Here is a 17237-nt window from a genome sequence, read left to right as displayed (position 1 = left end):
TATGAATGTGGGGACAATCTCTGACAGGGGGTTGCCACAATACAGGCTCTACGTTATTGGGATTACTACAACTTAACAGATACCTTTTCTGATTTATATGAACGAGCCAAACAAGGAAATACTTTCAATCGCCTTTATGAACTAATCACATCTAGAGAAAATATTCTCCTTGCTTATCGAACAATCAAATCAAATAAGGGATCAAAGACAGTTGGTACAGACGGTAAGACAATTGAGAACCTCAGAGTAATGACGGACAACGAGCTAGTAGATCTTGTAAAAACAAAACTAGATAAATACCAGCCAAAGAAAGTCAGACGAGTCTTCATCCCGAAAGCCAATGGTAAAAAGAGACCATTGGGGATTCCATGCATCATTGATCGATTGATACAACAATGCTTTAAACAAGTACTTGAACCAATCGCTGAGGCGCAGTTCTTTAAACACAGCTATGGATTTAGACCGCTAAGATCTGCCCACAACGCATTGGCCAGGGTGCAATTTCTGATTAATAATGGACAACTTCATTATATCGTTGACATTGATATAAAAGGATTCTTCGACAACATTAATCACGCCACCTTATTAAAGCAAATATGGAATCTAGGGATTCAGGATCGCAAAGTCCTAAGCATCATCAACAAGATGCTAAAAGCTGAAATCGAAGGTGAAGGTGTTCCTGAAAAAGGAACACCACAGGGAGGGATTCTTTCCCCTCTGCTTTCCAATATCGCACTACATGACTTGGATGTATGGGTAGCCGGGCAATGGGAAAATTTCCAGACCAAGCACGCATATACACAGAGGAATAAATATTATGCTCTGAAAAAGTCCAAGCTTAAAGAAGGGTTTATCGTACGATACGCTGACGATTTTAAAATTCTTTGCCGAGATTGGGAAACAGCCCAAAAGTGGTTTCATGCCGTAAGACTATATTTGAAAGACCGTCTAAACTTGGATATCTCCCCTGAAAAGTCGAAAATTTTGAATCTACGGAAGCAGAAATCTGAATTTCTAGGATTCACAATTAAAGCGACTTTAAAAGGAAAGAAGCAAGTTGCGCATACTGGTGTGATTGATAAAAAGAAACAACAGATAAGGTTGCAGTACAAAAAACTTATTCAAAACATCAAACAATCACCAACGGCTGGTAACGCGCACAAATTCAATAGTTTTGTTCTCGGTGTTCATAATTACTTTAGAAAAGCGACACATGTATTCAAAGAGTTCTCACGACTTGCCTATGACCTGAAAAAGTTCACCTATAATCGTCTGAAACGATGTGGCATATACGATCATCCAAGTAATCCACCACCAACATACAGGAACTTTTATTCATTCACTTATCGAACGTTCCTTATCGATGGTGTTTATCTCTACCCGATAGTGGATGTAAGCACTTCTAACAACCTAAATTTCAGCCAAGAATTAACACCATATACGTTAGAAGGGCGGAATCGTATCAGCAAAAAACTGAGTGGAGATGTCCAAAAGGAAATCATTAAGTTAATGAATTCCAATAATCCCCAGCGCAGTGCTGAGTATCTGGATAATCGAATTAGCCGGTATAGTATGGCTATGGGCAAATGCGAGATCACAGGTGCATTCCTATACGCCGATGACGTGCACTGTCATCATTATGTTCCGTCAAATTCTGGTGGTAACGATAAGTATAACAACTTACGTATTATCCATCGAGATGTCCATAAACTAATTCATGCTGTGAACCATGAGACGATTATTGAACTCAAAAGCGTGCTGGACTTAACCAAAAGCATGCTTATCAAGGTTAACCAATACCGTAAAATGAGTAACTTGGGAATGATCGATTAAACTATTATCAAGATGGAACGCCGTGTGCGGTGAAAGTCGCATGCACGGTGTGGAGGTGGGGAAAAGGTAGCGACGTAGTCAAAGCCTTACCTATATCTATTCGGTTCGCTGGACGGTATCCGGATCACGCCAACCTTTTACTATGTAAGTCAGAACGGTAAGACCGTTACAACAAAAGGCGAGACCCGCATTCCGGTCGATCTGTATTACAACACCAGTAAAAACAATTTCGTTAAAGTGGGTTCCGCGCAAGATCAGGTCGAGCGTTACGTGATTCTCAATGACCGGCTGCGCAATGTACCGACCGTGGAACTGAGCGATACGGCAAGCTACAAGTTCGGGCATGGCGGTCAAGCGGGAGGCACGAGCAAGAACCAATACGTGCAAAACTATATCAATGTCTTCACGAAGCAAAAAACGCCGGTGGGCAGCTACAGCCTGCTCATATTACCGGAACAGCTGCGAACCTTCTTGAGGCTGCAGGAGAGCATTCCGGCATCCGTGGATCCCGAACGTGCGAATGTATCGAATCAAAAATGGTACGGTGAGTACAGCTTGCCGGCAGAACCTTTCGTGGTCGCTGCGGGAACGAATGTCGCTGAATACGGACGAACGCATGGCGGGCTGGACAGCAAGTCTCCGATTTTTCTGAAAAACGGCTACATCGTCGTCAATTTCAACATCGAGTCGATCCAACAGGGCGATCTGAAGAATCCCCATTTGCAGTATATCAACGGACCATTGATGAATCAGTGGACGATGGAAGGCTTTAAGCGCGATATTCAGGATGCATACGGCAATCGATTTACATTAAAAGACGGCGACGTCGTATTTTACAATGCGGATCAATCCAGCCGGGATGACTTTAGCTCGCAGGTGCCGCATTAAGCGATGTAGCAACGAAAAAACAAGTCTGCGGACATTCCGCAGGCTTGTTTTGTTGGCTGCCGGATAATTCGATCACTGTTACAACCCTGGAACGTAGTTTTTTTCTGATAAGTCTATGTCAGCGTGCTATGAAACGAATTATTTGCGAAGATATACAGATTTTTTCCCTGCCTTCCTATACAATAGTGAACAAATCATATTGTTACGGAATCATGACTTGCAGAACAGGAGGAACGTATTTGACACAGCAGCTGAATATCGGCGTTATCGGTACGGATTCGTCGCATTCCACGGCTTTTGCGGCATTGCTGAATCATGCAGAGCATCCCTATCATGTTCCAGGCGGGAGAATCGTTTCGGCTTACGCTGGAGGATCCCCTGATTTTGAATTAAGTATATCCAGGGTGGGGATATTTGCCGCTGAGCTGGCCGGGAAGCATCAGGTGCATTTTTACGATACCCCTGAAGAGGTCGCCGAGCATAGTGATGCAGTAATGATTCTGACGGCGGATGGGCGCAGGCATACAGAGCTTTTCGAGAGCGTTGCGGCTTACGGCAAGCCGGTTTTTATCGATAAGCCGCTTGCGCTGAGCTTGAAGGATGCGGAAGAAATCTGCGAGATCGCCCAGAAAAATGGAATTCCTCTCATGAGCAGTTCTTCTCTTCGTTATGCGGAGGCATTGACGAGTGAACGAAGCAGCACCGAATCAGGCAAGATCACAGGCACGGATTGCTACGGACCGATGGCCATGGAGCCTACGCAGCCGGGATACTTCTGGTATGGCATACATTCCATCGAGATGATGTATGCGATCCTCGGAACCGGCTGTGAGTACGTGACTGCGGTCAGCGCTGATGATCCGGGCAGTGAAGAACTCATCATTGGCGAGTGGAGCGATGGGCGAATCGGAACGGCCCGTGGCAGCCGCCTGTCGGGGACTCCGTTCGGCGCAGTTATCCATCGGGAAAAAGGTCAAATTTTCGTCAATATGGATGCCAGCGTGAAGCCGTTTTACGCCAGCCTGCTGGAGCGGGTGATGGAGGTATTCCATCGCAAGGCCGAGACTCCGGATATGAGGATCACGCTGGAGATCATCCGTTTTATCGAAGCGGCGAACGAGAGCCGGGAAACGGGAAATAAAATAAAGCTTTAGCTCTATATGAAACGAAGCTAAAAGGTTACACAGCACAACTCATATAGATGAGGGAGAGTTGGCCTTCCCGATGTCATGGCCTTCCCGCCGGACCGACCATCTATTCGCATACGAAAAAGGCAGCAGTCTGCAATTTTGCAGGCCGCTGCCTTTTGATGCTTGACATATCCCTGGGAGCAACGTCTAGGCTTGCTCTCCATGCGCTTCCTGTAGCGCCATTGGAATCTGCCGTTTGCGTTCCGACAAATAAACCGCTAGACCGATCAAAAAGGCGACTCCGACCAGAACTGCGCCCACCCAAGGCAGGGAGGTAAGCCCCATGTTGTTGATGACCCAACCGCCGCAGAAGGCGCCAAATGCATTGCCCAGGTTGCCTGCCGAATGATTAGAGGTGGAGGCTAAAGCCGGAGCTTCCTGGGCCATATTCATGATTTTGACCTGAATGCCTGGCATGACCGCAAACGAGGCGGCTCCCCACAGGAAAATGGTGATGACAGCCGCGACAGGACTGTGCACGGTAAACGTGAAAATGGTGAGCAGCACGCAAATGGAGGCGAAAATGCCAAGGACGGCTGGCATGAGCTTCCAGTCAGCCAGCTTTCCACCGGCAATATTGCCGAACGTGACGCCGATGCCGAACAAGACAAGAATCCAGGTAACGCTTTTTTCATGGAATCCCGTCACCTGCTCTAAGAGTGGGGCAATGTACGTAAACACCGCGAACAGGCTGGAGTTGCCGATGGCGCAAGCCAGCAGAATGATGAGCAGCTTCGGCTGGGCGAGAGCCTTGAACTGTTTCATAAGACTTGCGGACTGATCCTGACGGATCTTCGGGATGAAGATCATAATGCCGATGAGCGCAATGATCCCCATCAGCATAATCGCGGCAAAGGAAGCCCTCCAGCCGAGATGCTGGCCAACGAAGGTGCCAATCGGCACGCCGATGATATTGGCAATCGTGAGTCCCGCCATCATGATGGAGACAGCCCCTGCCCTCTTATGGGGCTTGACGAGATTGGAGGCGATGACGGCTCCAACACCGAAAAAGGTGCCGTGGCACAGGGCGGTCAGCAACCGGGCTCCCATGAGTACATCATAATTCGGAGCGACAACGGCAATACCATTTCCGAGTATGAACAGCGCCATGAGCAGGCAGAGCAGAAGCTTTTGCGGCAGACGGTGGGTCAGAATCGTCATGATGGGGGCACCGATTGCCACGCCAAGGGCATAGCTGGTGATCAGCTGACCGGCGGTGGAGATGCTAACTTGGAGGTCATCGGCGACATTCGGAAGAATGCCCATAATAACAAATTCCGTCATCCCGATGGCGAAGGCTCCGACCGTCAGCGATAGAATGGAGACGGGGAAGGGGTCCTTGGTTCCCGCCCCTCCACGTAAGGTTCGTGATTGATTCATGCTGTGAGTTCAACCTTTCTGATAGCTTACATTTCTTTCTGTAATTATTGTATTTTTCATGAAAATTTACAAGAACCAATATTTCCGCAAAGTTATTGACAGGCCTAGGAAAAACATTTAAAGTTCTTTAATAACATCACTGGAGAAATTAAATAGATAATAGTAATAGAAACGCTACTTAAGACATAAAAAACTAGTTTTCAAACAAACATATCATTAAATGTCAGGTGTATTTCTCCATAGGTGAAATTAATTAATAGTGGAGGAGCAATCCGCGAAATGCAAAAGCACGATCAGGAGTTTATTAAGAAAAAGAATAGAACGACTGTTTTTGAGATGATCAAGAACAATTCACCCCTGTCACGTGCAGACATTGCCAGATTGACCGGTATGAGCCCCACCACGGTAAGCAGAATCGTTTCCGAATTATATAACCTTGATTACATGCATGAAATTGAGCAAGAGACGATAGGCGTAGGACGCAAGGCGGTTTTCCTGCAGGTTAATCCCAAATCTGTTTTATCCGTCGGCGTGGAAATTGATAAGTTAAGCATCCGGATCGGGGTCATTGATCTGGATGGCCGAGTCATCGGGAGCAGAATGATCGAAAGACAAAAGAATGAGGCCTCTGATGTTACGCTTGAGCATATCGCGAGTGGAATCAACGGGTTGATTGAGGAGAAAGACTTCGACCGACGCAGAATCGTGGGCATTGGAGTCGGACTACCAGGCATTATCGACCATTCAGGCGGCAAAGCCGTGTTATCTGCGCAGCTTGGCTGGAAGCAGACGGATATCGCAGGAGTTCTGAAGAAACATACAGGGCTCGAGGTGGCGGTAGACAACGAACTGAAGGTGAAGTCACTGGCGGAGCATATGTACGGATCTGCCAAGGGATCGAGTCGTTCGGTACTGATCGGTTTCGGCAGCGGCGTTGGCTCATCACTCATCATTGATGGAGAGATTTACCGGGGAGAATCCAATAGCGCGGGGGAGATCGGCCATACGGTCGTAGACCCGAACGGAATTCTTTGCGAATGCGGCAAAGTAGGATGTTTGCAGACCTATATTGCGGAAGCTTCGCTGATTGAGCAATCCAATAAGATCAAACCGATCGCCAGTTTGGATGAGCTGTTCGAGGCCAGACGTGAAGGTGAATTCTGGGCATCGAGCATTATCGACCGGGCGATGACCTTCGTTGCGGTAACGATCAGCAATATCGCGTGCATGTACAATCCGGATACCGTGATTCTAACAGGCAAGCTCGTCGAGAGATTTCCTGAAGTTCGGGAGTTTATCGCTGAGAAATGCATGGGGCAATTCGTGTGGGAACCGCTGCGGGGTACTTTCCAAATCGTATATTCCGCATTCGAAAATGATGGCGTTGTCATTGGGTCAGGCCTGCTAGCGCAGAGCCGCTTCCTCGATATCGGAAGTCAAATGGAACAAGTGGAACAAGTCTAACAGCATGAACAATATCAAAAGCGGGGGATACAAATGTATTTCAAACCATTAGTGGAAGAATTTCGCGCAGGCGTGCTTGAAAATGTCCATTTGGGCGTTTTGTGCGGAGTGAATGACAAAGGCGAAGTGATTCATGAGGTAGGCAGCGCGGAGCATGTGACGTTCCTTCGTTCGGCTGCCAAGCCATTTCAAGCCATTCCGGTCATGAAGCAGGATATTGCCGGGAAGTATGGACTGACGGATACCGAAGCTGCCATGTTCGCTGCATCGCATCGGGGTGAGTCCTACCATATTGAAGCATTGGAATCGATCATGAGCAAAACCGGACTGACGGAGGATCAGCTGCTCTGCTGTCCTACTTATCCGCTGAATGACGAGCCGAAGTTCGCCTGCATGCGTGAGGGCAAAGCACCGAGAAGGCTATATCACAATTGCTCCGGCAAGCATCTGGGCATTATCGCCACGGCTAAAGAGATGGGTTATGACACCGAAACCTACTGGCAGCTGTCCCATCCGATTCAGCAGGACATTCTGCATACGTTAGCTGATATGGCCGAATATCCGTCCGAGCAGATCCAAATTGGCGTTGACGGCTGCGGGTTCCCGATCTTTGCGCTTCCACTTCAAAATATTGCAAAGGCATACCTGAAGCTTGCCTGCCCGGATCTGATCCAGGACCAAGAGACGCGAGAAGCCGTTCAAAGAATGACAGCGTATATGCATGCCGCACCGGACAGCATTGCCAGCCACAACTTCATTTGTTCCGAGCTGCTGCGTGACGACAACATCGTCGCTAAGGGCGGAGCCAAAGGCGTGTATTGTTTCTCTTTAATTCGGGAACGCGTTGCCTTTGCGCTTAAAGTCATCGATGGTTCGGAAGTCCCTTGGCCGATTATCGTCGCTTCGATTCTGGAACAGATCGGTTACAGCAATCAGGAAACGATCGACAGACTCTATTCCGTCGTGCCGAAGGAAATCCAAAATGACAATCACATCGTTGTCGGCGAGCGGAAAGCTGCTTTTACTTTTTAACATTCATTCATCATTTATATTCTAATTTGCTTTCTTGTACATGGGTTCGTTCGTTGTTTCCGCATAAGGAAGTGACGGTGCAATCATACATCAAAGGGGAACAAAAGGAGTGGGACATGTTATGAAAAAGAAAAAGTTGGGCTTACTGGCATCGCTGCTGGTCGTATCGGCCATGTTTACGGGCTGCTCGTTTTCGGGCAGTGACAGCAAACCTGCGGACAGCGCTTCCGGTCAAACAACATCCTCTGCAGGATCAGCCAAAGAATTGAAGCTGTACGTAGAGAACGAAATTAAGGATCTGGACCAATGGAAAGCATCTGATGATGTGTCATTTACAGTCCTGAACAATGTTAATGAAGGTTTGTACCGTCTGGATTTGAAAAATGAGCCACAGCCAGCGATGGCAGAAAAGGTTGACCTGACCGAGGACAAGCTGACCTATACCTTCACGCTTCGCGACAATGCCAAATGGAGTGACGGAACGCCTGTGACGGCACAAGATTTCAAATACGCTTGGCTTCGTGAAATCGATCCGAAGACCGGAACCAACGGCTATTCCTTTATTATGACCGATTATATCGTGGGTGCTGCCGACTATGCAGCCGGCGGATCGGCGGATAAAGTGGGCATTGAAGCGAAGGATGACAAAACGCTGGTCGTTAAGCTGACTCAACCGACTCCTTACTTCTTGCGCTTGACTTCGCTGGCTCCATACTTCCCGATGAAAGAGGAATTCGTGAAGTCCAAAGGGGAAGGATATGCAATTGGTGCGGACAGCATGCTGTATAACGGCCCGTATACCCTGACTTCGGTTGACGCTGCGAGCGGTGCTGTATTGACCAAAAACGCGGGGTACTGGGATGCGGCCAACGTAGCTGTAGACAAAGTGGATCTGAAGGTCATCAAAGAGAAAAGCACAGCATTGAATGCTTACAAAGCCGGCCAGTTGGACCGTGTACTCTTGGCCTCCTCTGATGTGAATGCATCAAAAACGGATCCAGGCTTCGGCACAGGCATCAATTTCAAAACGACTTATCTGCAGTTCAACCTGAAGGCAGACGGCGTAAGTAACCTGAACATCCGTAAAGCGCTTGAATTCGGATTCGATTCCAAGCTGCTGGCTGACCAAGTTCTCAATAATGGCTCCAAAGCGGCTACAGGTATGATTCCTGACGAAATGAGCGGCATAGACGGCAAGTCCTTCCGTGAAACGCAGGGCGGTCTGGTTGGCGTCGATGCAGCCAAAGCTAAAGAATACTGGGAACAAGGCGTGAAAGAACTGGGTAAAGCTCCTAAGATCACAATGCTGGTAGCCGATACCTCTGAAGTGAAAGACGTTGCTACGTTCATGCAAAGCGAATACAAGAAAAATCTTGGCATTGATCTCGTCATTGATACCAAAACCAGCAAAGCGCGCGGCCAATTGATGGACAACAGCAACTACCAAATGGCCATTACCGCTTGGGGCGCTGACTACGATGATGCAATGACTTACCTTGATCTGTGGGCGAATCATACGCCATACCGCGGCAACTATGAAAGTACGAACTATGACAAGCTGATCGCCGATGCGAAGAAAGAAACCGACGAGAAGAAACGTCTGGACATGATGCTTGCGGCGGAGAAGACGCTTCTGAATGATGATGTTGTCGTTGTTCCAATTTATTTCGGCGGCTATTCCTTCCTGCTGAACAACAAGGTGCAAAACTTGGAATACCATCCGTACGGCAACCCTGTCGACTTTAAATATGCGGATGTAAAATAATGCAGGTTTGTTCCGGGAGAGGAGAGAAGCGCTGCTTCTCTCTTTCCTTTCCCGCCCCTTACCAAGATTGATTCCCCACGCTTCCGGGAGGTGCAACATTGAAACGTTATATCGGTATCCGAATTATTTACCTGATTCTTACCTTGTTCATTATCTCCACCGTAACCTTTTTCCTGATGAAGGCACTACCCGGTACACCATTTGATGAAGAAAAGCTGGCCCAGCTTCCCCAGGAACAAAAGCAGATGATCTATGCCAGCTATGGCCTGGATAAACCGGTTTTCACGCAGTATGTAAATTACATTAAAAATGTGGCCAAAGGCGATCTGGGTACTTCGTTTTTCTACACGGGGCAAAAGGTAAAGGACATTATCTCGAGCCGTCTGTTCCCGTCTGCATTGATTGGCCTGCAAGCCGTACTGCTGGGACTGGCCATCGGCATGATTCTGGGAATTGTAGCCGCTTATCGGCATAACACCGGCTGGGATTATGCAACGATGATTATCGCAGTTCTCGGCGTCTCGATTCCGAACTTCGTGCTGGCGGCACTGCTGCAGTATTTTGTCGGGCTGAAATGGGGACTTCTGCCAGTGGCATTCTGGGAAAGCTACCCGAGCTCGATTCTTCCGTCCATTGCCCTGTGTGTTGGGGTTATCGCGTTGATTGCACGTTTCGTGCGGACAGAAATGCTGGAAGTGCTCGATCAGGATTATGTAACGACTGCCAAGGCCAAAGGCCTGGGAACGATGCGAATCATGTTTCAGCACGTTATCCGCAACTCCCTGATTTCCGTCATTACGATACTTGGGCCGATTGTCGTCAATTTGCTGACAGGCTCGCTCGTCATTGAAAACATTTTCGGGATTCCCGGAATCGGCAGTCTTTTCGTAGATTCCATTAAGATGAACGATTACTCGACCATTATGGGGATTACGATTTTTTATAGTGCCTTCTATGTGCTCGTCATGCTTGTAGTAGATTTGTTATACGGCCTTGTCGATCCGCGGATCCGTCTGGCTTCAGGAAAGGGGTGAGCTTATGCCGCAGGACACACAAAACATCGATGCTCTATTTAAACCGGCTGCAGCCCGGCCTGATGATAAGGAAAAGATCTCCCGGGAATCGGTCACGGCATTTCAGGACAGCTGGAGACGCCTCAGACAAAATAAGGCTGCCATCATCAGCCTCGTGATTCTGGTGATCATGCTTCTGCTAGCCATCATCGGACCATGGATCGGCCATCACAATTATTACGATACGGATTACGGTGCGGTGTATCAAAAGCCGAATGCGGACCACTGGTTCGGAACCGATAAATTCGGCCGCGACCAATGGGCGAGAATTTGGGAAGGCACGCGCATCTCTCTTCTCATCGCGGTGCTCGCCGCTGCGCTGGATTTGGTGATCGGCGTGGCCTATGGCGCGGTATCCGCGCTGCTTGGAGGCCGGACGGACAACGTGATGCAGCGCATCATCGAGATTTTGACCGGTATTCCGAGCTTGATCATTATCATCCTCCTCATGATGGTTATGAAGCCCGGAATTATCACGATTATGATCGCCATGTCGATTACGGGCTGGGTGAATATGGCCCGCTTGGTGCGGGCACATATCATGAAGCTGAAATCGCAGGAGTTCGTGCTTGCCGCCCGTACGCTGGGGACATCCACTTCACGCATTATATGGAAGCATTTGATTCCGAACACGATCGGCATTATTGTCATCAATACGATGTTTACGATTCCGTCGGCGATTTTCACCGAGGCGTTCCTGAGCTTCATCGGTCTTGGACTTCAGTCTCCGATGTCATCTCTGGGCGTACTGATTAATGACGGTTTCGCTTCACTCAATACCCAGGCTTACTTGCTGCTGTATCCATCCATCGTCATCGTGCTGATTATGGTGACGTTCAATATTTTGGGTGACGGGTTACGGGACGCGCTGGATCCGAGAATGCGGAAATAGGAGGGAATGACCATGAACAGCTTGCTGGAAGTGACAGATTTGCAGGTGAGCTTTTACACATATGCCGGCGAGGTTCAGGCGGTGCGTGATGTCAGCTTTTCCCTCGGCAAAGGAGAAACGCTGGCCATTGTGGGCGAATCCGGTTCCGGGAAATCGGTAACCTCGAAAAGCATCATGAGACTGCTCGCCAAGTCCGCGAAAATCAAAAACGGTTCGATCCGGTTTGAAGGGAAAGAACTCGCATCTCTGCCCGAGAAACAAATGCAGAATATTCGGGGAAAAGACATCTCCATGATTTTTCAGGATCCGATGACCTCGCTGAATCCAACCATGACCATCGGAAAACAGATTACCGAGGTACTGCGCAAACACCAGAATATGGGGAGAGACGCGGCCGCGAAAAGAGCGGTAGAACTGCTGAACCAGGTAGGCATTCCGAATCCGGAAAAAAGGCTGAAGCAATATCCTCATCAGTTGTCCGGCGGAATGCGGCAGCGCGTCGTGATTGCGATTGCGCTGGCGTGCAATCCCAAAGTGATTATCGCGGATGAGCCGACAACCGCGCTGGACGTTACGATCCAGGCTCAAATTTTAGAACTGATGAACCGGCTGCAGGATCAAATGGGAACTTCCATTATTCTGATCACCCATGATTTGGGCGTCGTGGCCAATATGGCTTCTCGAGTCGCTGTCATGTATGCAGGGAAAATCGTGGAGACCGGTACGGTCGACGAAATATTTTACGAATCGAGGCATCCGTATACCTGGGGGCTGCTGGCTTCCATGCCGAAGTTGCATGAGAAATCCGATGAACTTCAAGCCATCCCGGGCACGCCGCCGGACCTCAGCGATCCGCCGAAGGGCTGCCCGTTTGCGGCTCGCTGTCCTTACGCGATGGAAATATGTTACGAACAGATGCCGTCATATACGGAACATACAGGAACCCACCGGGCTGCATGCTGGCTGCAGGACAGCAGAGCACCCAAGGTGGAACGTCCGCTTGCAGCAGGAGGTGAACGGTAATGAATACGGAGAAGAAGCCGCTGGTGGAAGTCAGCCATTTGAAACGTTACTTCGATGTCGGAAGAGGCCAGATTCTGAAAGCCGTCGACGATGTCAGCTTCGAGATCTACCCGGGAGAAACCTTTGGCCTTGTGGGAGAGTCCGGCTGCGGCAAGTCTACGCTCGGACGTACGCTGATCCGGTTGTATGATGCGACCTCGGGCACGGCAACATTTAAGGGTAGTCCCATACACGGGAGCAAATCGAAGTCCGAAATGAAACAGCTCAGACGGGATATCCAGATGATTTTCCAGGATCCGTATGCTTCGCTGAACCAAAGAATGACCGTGACGGACATTATTGCCGAGGGCATTGATGCCCACGGGTTAGCCAAAAACCGCAAGGAGCGCCTTGAAATGGTGCATGCATTGCTGGATACAGTAGGGCTCAACCGCAGCCATGCCGAGCGTTTTCCGCATGAATTTTCCGGCGGTCAACGTCAGCGGATCGGAATTGCCCGGGCGCTTGCCGTGAATCCAAGCTTTATTATTGCGGATGAGCCGATATCGGCGCTGGATGTTTCCATTCAGGCTCAGGTCGTCAATCTGATGAAAAAGCTTCAGCGTGAGCGTGGCTTAACCTATTTGTTCATTGCGCATGACTTGTCGATGGTCAAACATATCAGCGACCGTATCGCTGTTATGTATTTGGGTGGCATGGTGGAACTGTGCGAAAGCGACGAACTGTTCGATAACCCGCTTCACCCTTACACGAAAACGCTGCTGTCGGCCATTCCGCTGCCGGATCCGAAGCTGGAACGCAGCCGGGAACGCATGGTGCTGCAGGGAGATCTGCCGAGCCCGATTAACCCTCCGAGTGGCTGCCGTTTCCGTACCCGCTGTCCGTTTGCGATGGAGGTATGTGCCTCCGAAACGCCGAAGTGGCAAGAAGCATCCAAAGGACATTATGTGGCCTGCCATCTCTACAACGGCGAACAGGCCGGAACGGCTGCCAAACCGGATTCCCAAGGAGTTGATCATCATGAATTGGTATGAGCAGGCACTGAGCCGGAAAGCTGCCATAATCCATGATCTGAAAGGGCTGCTCAGCATCCCGAGCATCTATGATCCCGAAACGGCTGCCCCAGGGCAGCCGATGGGCGCCGGTGTCGCCGAAGCGCTCCGCTATATGCTTCAGCTGTGCGAGGCGGAGGGCTTCCGGGTCTGCAATCATGACGGTCTAGTAGGGTATGCAGAATACGGGCCGGAGGATGCCGAGCATTACATCGCGGTACTGAGTCATCTGGATGTGGTGCCTGTATCGGGCGATTGGGTCACGCCACCGTTTGAGCCGTCGATCCGTGACGGGAAAATTTATGCCCGGGGAGCCATCGACGACAAGGGACCCGCCATGGCTTCCTTTTATGCTTTGAAAATCGTCAAGGAGCTTGGCTTGCCGCTGAAACACCGGATCCGCCTGATTTTCGGGACGGATGAAGAACGGACCCATCAATGCATGGAGAAGTACAAGGAGCTTGAACCGATGCCGGCCTGCGGCTTTACGCCCGATGCAGAGTTTCCGATTGTTTGCGCGGAAAAGGGACAAATCAACACGCGTATCCTGTTTCCATCCGGAAGCCCTGGAGCAGACATGAAGGGTGAATTCGAGCTCGTTTCTTTTCATTCGGGCGTTGTTGCCAATATGGTTCCCGAAGCGGCCGAGGCTATGGTTGCAGGCGAACCGAACCGCTTGAAGGATCTAGCTCAGGCGTATGACGTTTATTGCAGCGAGATGAAGCTTCACGGCACAGCGGAATGGAAGGAGCATAGCCTCATTCTGCATATGGCAGGAAAAGCTGCTCACGGCATGGAACCTGAGCTGGGGATGAATGCGGGACTAGCTTTGATCCATTTCCTGAAGGGTTATGCCTGGAATGGCGGCGCGGGGCACTTTCTGTCAACGGTGGATACGCTACTGTACAACGATGTTCACGGTCGGGCTCTTGGGATTGCGATGGAAGATGACATCAGCGGGCCTTTGACGGTCAACAGCGGACTTCTTCAATACGAGCCGCAGGGAGAAACGTACTTCCATATCAACTTGAGATTTCCGATCTGCGGAAACTATGATGAGCTGCTTGCGAAAATCTCATCCAAGATATCCGATTATCAACTTGAGACGGAGCCGCCGAGTTTGAAGAAGCCGCATCATGTACCCGAGGATCACCCGATGATCCGGGCCCTGCAGGAGACATACGTAGCCGAAACCGGCCAACCAGCGAAGCTCCTGTCCACTGGAGGCGGTACGTACGCGGCTCATTTTCCAATGGGTGTCGCATTCGGGCCGCTGTTCCCGGGGATGGAATCTACGGCGCATCAACCGAATGAACATATGGAGGTTGAGCTTCTGCTGAAATCCACCGCGATATACGCGAGGGCCGTAAGCGAGCTGGGCAATCTGGATCTGTAAAGAAAGATGATCCTTTATTTCATTTTATATAAAATCTTTTGCAAAGGGATGCATGGATGATGGAAATCAAAACGGGAACAGAGCAACATGCTAAAGTGCTGATTGAACTGGTATTCAGTGACGGAGGATACGTGCCCGGACTTCCGATCTCCGCAAACATGAAAGAACGTGGAGCTCAGGCCTGGTTTTACGGCCGTAATTCCGGAGAACAAGATATCTTAATCATCGGTCTGGGTGCTCGCGGCAAGTTCAGCCTCGAAGTTTTGCGTGAAGCTGCCGGCAGCGCCGGACGCGCGATTCAGGAGATCGGGAAGACAACGGCTGAAATCGATCCGTCTTCACTTCAAGACCTGTTCGGTTCCACCGTATGGCCTCATGAAGCCGTCGCGGCATGGACCGAAGGCTGGGAGCTCGGAACGTATACTTTTCATAAATATAAAATGGTTGAAAAACAGCCGCCGGTCGAATGGGTCCGTCTGAGTCCGGATCAGCAAGGGGAATATGCCTCTGCTGCAGAGCTTGGGCGGATTCGTGCTGCGGCTACGTCTTTGGCGCGTGATCTATGCAATGAAGCGGCAAGCGATCTGAATCCGTCGTCCTTTGTCGCACGCATCCGTCAAGTTTTTGACGGACGGAATGTGAAGATCCATGTCTATGAAGGCGAAGAGCTGAAGCAGCGTCAAATGAACGGTCTTTTGGCTGTGGGTGCGGGCAGCAAGTATCCGCCTGCCATGGTTGAAATCAGCTATACGGGAGATCCGGATGCCGAACATCTGGCTCTGATCGGCAAGGGCATTACGTTTGATATGGGCGGCATGAACCTGAAAAACGCCCGCGATTTAAGCGATGCCCGCTTTGATATGGGCGGAGCAGCCGCCGTCATCGGTGCGATGGATATGCTTGAACGCCTGGAGGTCAAGGCAAGGATCAGCGTACTTATACCGATTGCCGATAATGTACCGGATGGCGGGGCCTTCCTGCCTTCAGATGTGGTCCGCTATCCGAACGGGCTCAGCGTCCAAGTGGTGAACACGGATGCCGAAGGCCGTCTGATTCTGGCAGATGCAATCCTTCATGCTATTCGCAGCGGAGCACGGCAGATCATTGACGTGGCCACCCTTACAGGTGCAGTAGGACATGCACTAGGTCTGAAGGTTGCAGGCATATGGGGCGATGATGAGTATGCGGGGCAATTTATGCGGATCGGGGAACGTAACGGCGACCGGATCTGGCAGTTACCGTTAGTGGATGAAGATGAGGAGCTGCTTAGCAGTCCATATGCGGACTTGGCCAATCTCGCGTCCAGCCCATATGGAGGAGCCAACATGGCGGCACTGTTTTTGCGACGTTTCGTGGATTCTAAAGCGCGTTGGTGCCACATTGACATGGCTAATACCGTACAGGTTCCGGCGAGCCGCGGCTATAAAGTGACGGGAGCAACCGGATATGGCGTTAGACTGCTTGCCGACTTTGTGCGCGAACAGATAACGGCAAGCAGTAAAGGAGGGAAATCATGAAGCTGGAAGTCATCGCAACGAATTTGACGGACGCGCTTTTGGCTGAACAGGGCGGAGCAGACCGGATTGAGCTTGTGACAGGGATTTTGGAGGGGGGGCTCACCCCGGGACCCGGGCTAATCAAGGAAGCGGTGCGTCATTTACATATTCCGGTTCATGTGATGGTCCGTCCTCATAGTCAGTCTTTTGTATACGATGAGAATGACCTGCAAACGATGCAGCAGGATATCGCTTTTATCAAGGAGAGCGGAGCGGCAGGGATCGTGGTTGGTGCGCTCACTTCCGAGGGAAAGGTCGATACAGCGGCGCTGGATCTGCTCCTTCAGGATGTGGCAGGCATTAACGTGACCTTCCACCGGGCATTTGACGAGATCGAGGACCAGCTTGCTGCACTGCAGCTGCTTGCTCGCTATCCGCAAATTAACCGGATTTTGACTTCGGGCGGTCCTTTGCCGGCCCCGAAATCTGTACCACAGATCAAAAGACTGACAGAAGCCGCTCAAAGCACGGGAATTTGCATTTTAGCGGGATATGGCCTTTCCGTGCCTGTACTTCAGGATTTTGCAGAAGCGACAGGCGTGGAGGAGGTCCACTTTGGATCGGCTTTGCGCATGAACGGGGATAACCTACAGCCTGTGGATCCTGGTCGGGTTCGTGCTGCCAAACAGATTATTCATGATCTACATCAAGGAATGACGGGATAGATAAATAATGATGACTATTGTGGTGAAT

The 17237-nt window shown here is 50.1% G+C and carries 14 protein-coding genes; 13 read left to right on the top strand and 1 reads right to left on the bottom strand.

From position 1 onward, the window contains the following. The first annotated feature begins 39 nt into the window (after nucleotides 1-39). The 3 genes from ltrA (at nucleotide 40) to GRF59_RS10745 (ending at nucleotide 3875) form a co-directional block, all read left to right on the top strand. Nucleotides 40-1833, top strand: coding sequence for a group II intron reverse transcriptase/maturase (ltrA, locus tag GRF59_RS10755; protein WP_160498227.1), 1794 nt, complete (start codon nucleotides 40-42; stop codon nucleotides 1831-1833). 237 nt (nucleotides 1834-2070) lie between these two features. Then, on the top strand, nucleotides 2071-2721 hold the full coding sequence (locus GRF59_RS10750) for a hypothetical protein (RefSeq protein ID WP_160497556.1): 651 nt from the start codon (nucleotides 2071-2073) through the stop codon (nucleotides 2719-2721). A 239-nt stretch (nucleotides 2722-2960) separates the two neighbouring features. Beyond that, nucleotides 2961-3875 carry a Gfo/Idh/MocA family protein gene (locus tag GRF59_RS10745; RefSeq protein ID WP_237391710.1) on the top strand — a complete coding sequence of 305 codons (915 nt, stop codon included), beginning with the start codon at nucleotides 2961-2963 and terminating at the stop codon, nucleotides 3873-3875. 183 nt (nucleotides 3876-4058) lie between these two features. On the opposite strand, the gene GRF59_RS10740 is transcribed toward GRF59_RS10745, so the two are convergent. Then, nucleotides 4059-5291, bottom strand: a complete 1233-nt coding sequence (locus GRF59_RS10740; protein ID WP_160497554.1) for an MFS transporter — start codon at nucleotides 5289-5291, stop codon at nucleotides 4059-4061. A 279-nt stretch (nucleotides 5292-5570) separates the two neighbouring features. Here GRF59_RS10740 and GRF59_RS10735 point away from each other — a divergent pair, with 279 nt between their 5' ends. The 10 genes from GRF59_RS10735 to GRF59_RS10690 all read left to right on the top strand — a co-directional run bounded on the left by GRF59_RS10735 (nucleotide 5571) and on the right by GRF59_RS10690 (nucleotide 17209). Further along, nucleotides 5571-6755 carry an ROK family transcriptional regulator gene (locus tag GRF59_RS10735; protein ID WP_160497553.1) on the top strand — a complete coding sequence of 395 codons (1185 nt, stop codon included), beginning with the start codon at nucleotides 5571-5573 and terminating at the stop codon, nucleotides 6753-6755. Between the two features lie 33 nt (nucleotides 6756-6788). Continuing rightward, complete coding sequence (locus tag GRF59_RS10730) at nucleotides 6789-7787, top strand: asparaginase (RefSeq protein WP_160497552.1); 999 nt, start codon at nucleotides 6789-6791, stop codon at nucleotides 7785-7787. A gap of 121 nt (nucleotides 7788-7908) precedes the next feature. Beyond that, a complete protein-coding gene (locus GRF59_RS10725) occupies nucleotides 7909-9552 on the top strand; it encodes a peptide ABC transporter substrate-binding protein (protein ID WP_160497551.1) in 1644 nt (547 codons plus the stop codon). 98 nt (nucleotides 9553-9650) lie between these two features. Then, nucleotides 9651-10586: an ABC transporter permease gene (locus GRF59_RS10720; RefSeq protein ID WP_160497550.1), complete on the top strand. Its 936-nt coding sequence runs from the start codon at nucleotides 9651-9653 to the stop codon at nucleotides 10584-10586. A gap of 4 nt (nucleotides 10587-10590) precedes the next feature. Then, on the top strand, nucleotides 10591-11517 hold the full coding sequence (locus GRF59_RS10715; RefSeq protein WP_160497549.1) for an ABC transporter permease: 927 nt from the start codon (nucleotides 10591-10593) through the stop codon (nucleotides 11515-11517). Between the two features lie 12 nt (nucleotides 11518-11529). Then, nucleotides 11530-12540, top strand: a complete 1011-nt coding sequence (locus GRF59_RS10710) for an ABC transporter ATP-binding protein (RefSeq protein ID WP_160497548.1) — start codon at nucleotides 11530-11532, stop codon at nucleotides 12538-12540. Beyond that, the gene (locus GRF59_RS10705) at nucleotides 12540-13574 is read left to right on the top strand and encodes an ABC transporter ATP-binding protein (RefSeq protein WP_160497547.1); all 1035 of its coding nucleotides are present in this window, start codon (nucleotides 12540-12542) and stop codon (nucleotides 13572-13574) included. Before GRF59_RS10710 ends, GRF59_RS10705 begins: the two co-directional genes overlap by 1 nt. Further along, nucleotides 13561-14988, top strand: coding sequence for a dipeptidase PepV (gene pepV / locus GRF59_RS10700; protein ID WP_160497546.1), 1428 nt, complete (start codon nucleotides 13561-13563; stop codon nucleotides 14986-14988). Before GRF59_RS10705 ends, pepV begins: the two co-directional genes overlap by 14 nt. 59 nt (nucleotides 14989-15047) lie before the next feature. Further along, nucleotides 15048-16505 carry a leucyl aminopeptidase family protein gene (locus GRF59_RS10695; protein WP_160497545.1) on the top strand — a complete coding sequence of 486 codons (1458 nt, stop codon included), beginning with the start codon at nucleotides 15048-15050 and terminating at the stop codon, nucleotides 16503-16505. Continuing rightward, nucleotides 16502-17209 (top strand): copper homeostasis protein CutC, encoded by a 708-nt coding sequence (locus GRF59_RS10690; protein WP_160497544.1) that lies wholly within the window; start codon nucleotides 16502-16504, stop codon nucleotides 17207-17209. The genes GRF59_RS10695 and GRF59_RS10690 overlap by 4 nt, the downstream gene beginning before the upstream one ends. Nucleotides 17210-17237: the final 28 nt, after the last annotated feature.

It is taken from the genome of Paenibacillus dendrobii (assembly GCF_009807035.1).
GTDB classification, from domain to species: Bacteria; Bacillota; Bacilli; order Paenibacillales; family Paenibacillaceae; genus Paenibacillus_AQ; species Paenibacillus_AQ dendrobii.
The sequence above is the reverse complement of the archived record's forward strand: the minus strand, read 5'-3'. Positions and strand labels throughout refer to the sequence as shown.

Bases quoted from the DNA above. Each gene is read 5' to 3' on its own strand.
- GRF59_RS10740 (WP_160497554.1), bottom strand. From the start codon at position 5,291: ATGAATCAATCACGAACCTTACGTGGAGGGGCGGGAACCAAGGACCCC.
- GRF59_RS10735 (WP_160497553.1), top strand. From the start codon at position 5,571: ATGCAAAAGCACGATCAGGAGTTTATTAAGAAAAAGAATAGAACGACT.
- GRF59_RS10730 (WP_160497552.1), top strand. From the start codon at position 6,789: ATGTATTTCAAACCATTAGTGGAAGAATTTCGCGCAGGCGTGCTTGAA.
- GRF59_RS10725 (WP_160497551.1), top strand. From the start codon at position 7,909: ATGAAAAAGAAAAAGTTGGGCTTACTGGCATCGCTGCTGGTCGTATCG.
- GRF59_RS10715 (WP_160497549.1), top strand. From the start codon at position 10,591: ATGCCGCAGGACACACAAAACATCGATGCTCTATTTAAACCGGCTGCA.
- GRF59_RS10710 (WP_160497548.1), top strand. From the start codon at position 11,530: ATGAACAGCTTGCTGGAAGTGACAGATTTGCAGGTGAGCTTTTACACA.
- GRF59_RS10705 (WP_160497547.1), top strand. From the start codon at position 12,540: ATGAATACGGAGAAGAAGCCGCTGGTGGAAGTCAGCCATTTGAAACGT.
- pepV (WP_160497546.1), top strand. From the start codon at position 13,561: ATGAATTGGTATGAGCAGGCACTGAGCCGGAAAGCTGCCATAATCCAT.
- GRF59_RS10695 (WP_160497545.1), top strand. From the start codon at position 15,048: ATGGAAATCAAAACGGGAACAGAGCAACATGCTAAAGTGCTGATTGAA.
- GRF59_RS10690 (WP_160497544.1), top strand. From the start codon at position 16,502: ATGAAGCTGGAAGTCATCGCAACGAATTTGACGGACGCGCTTTTGGCT.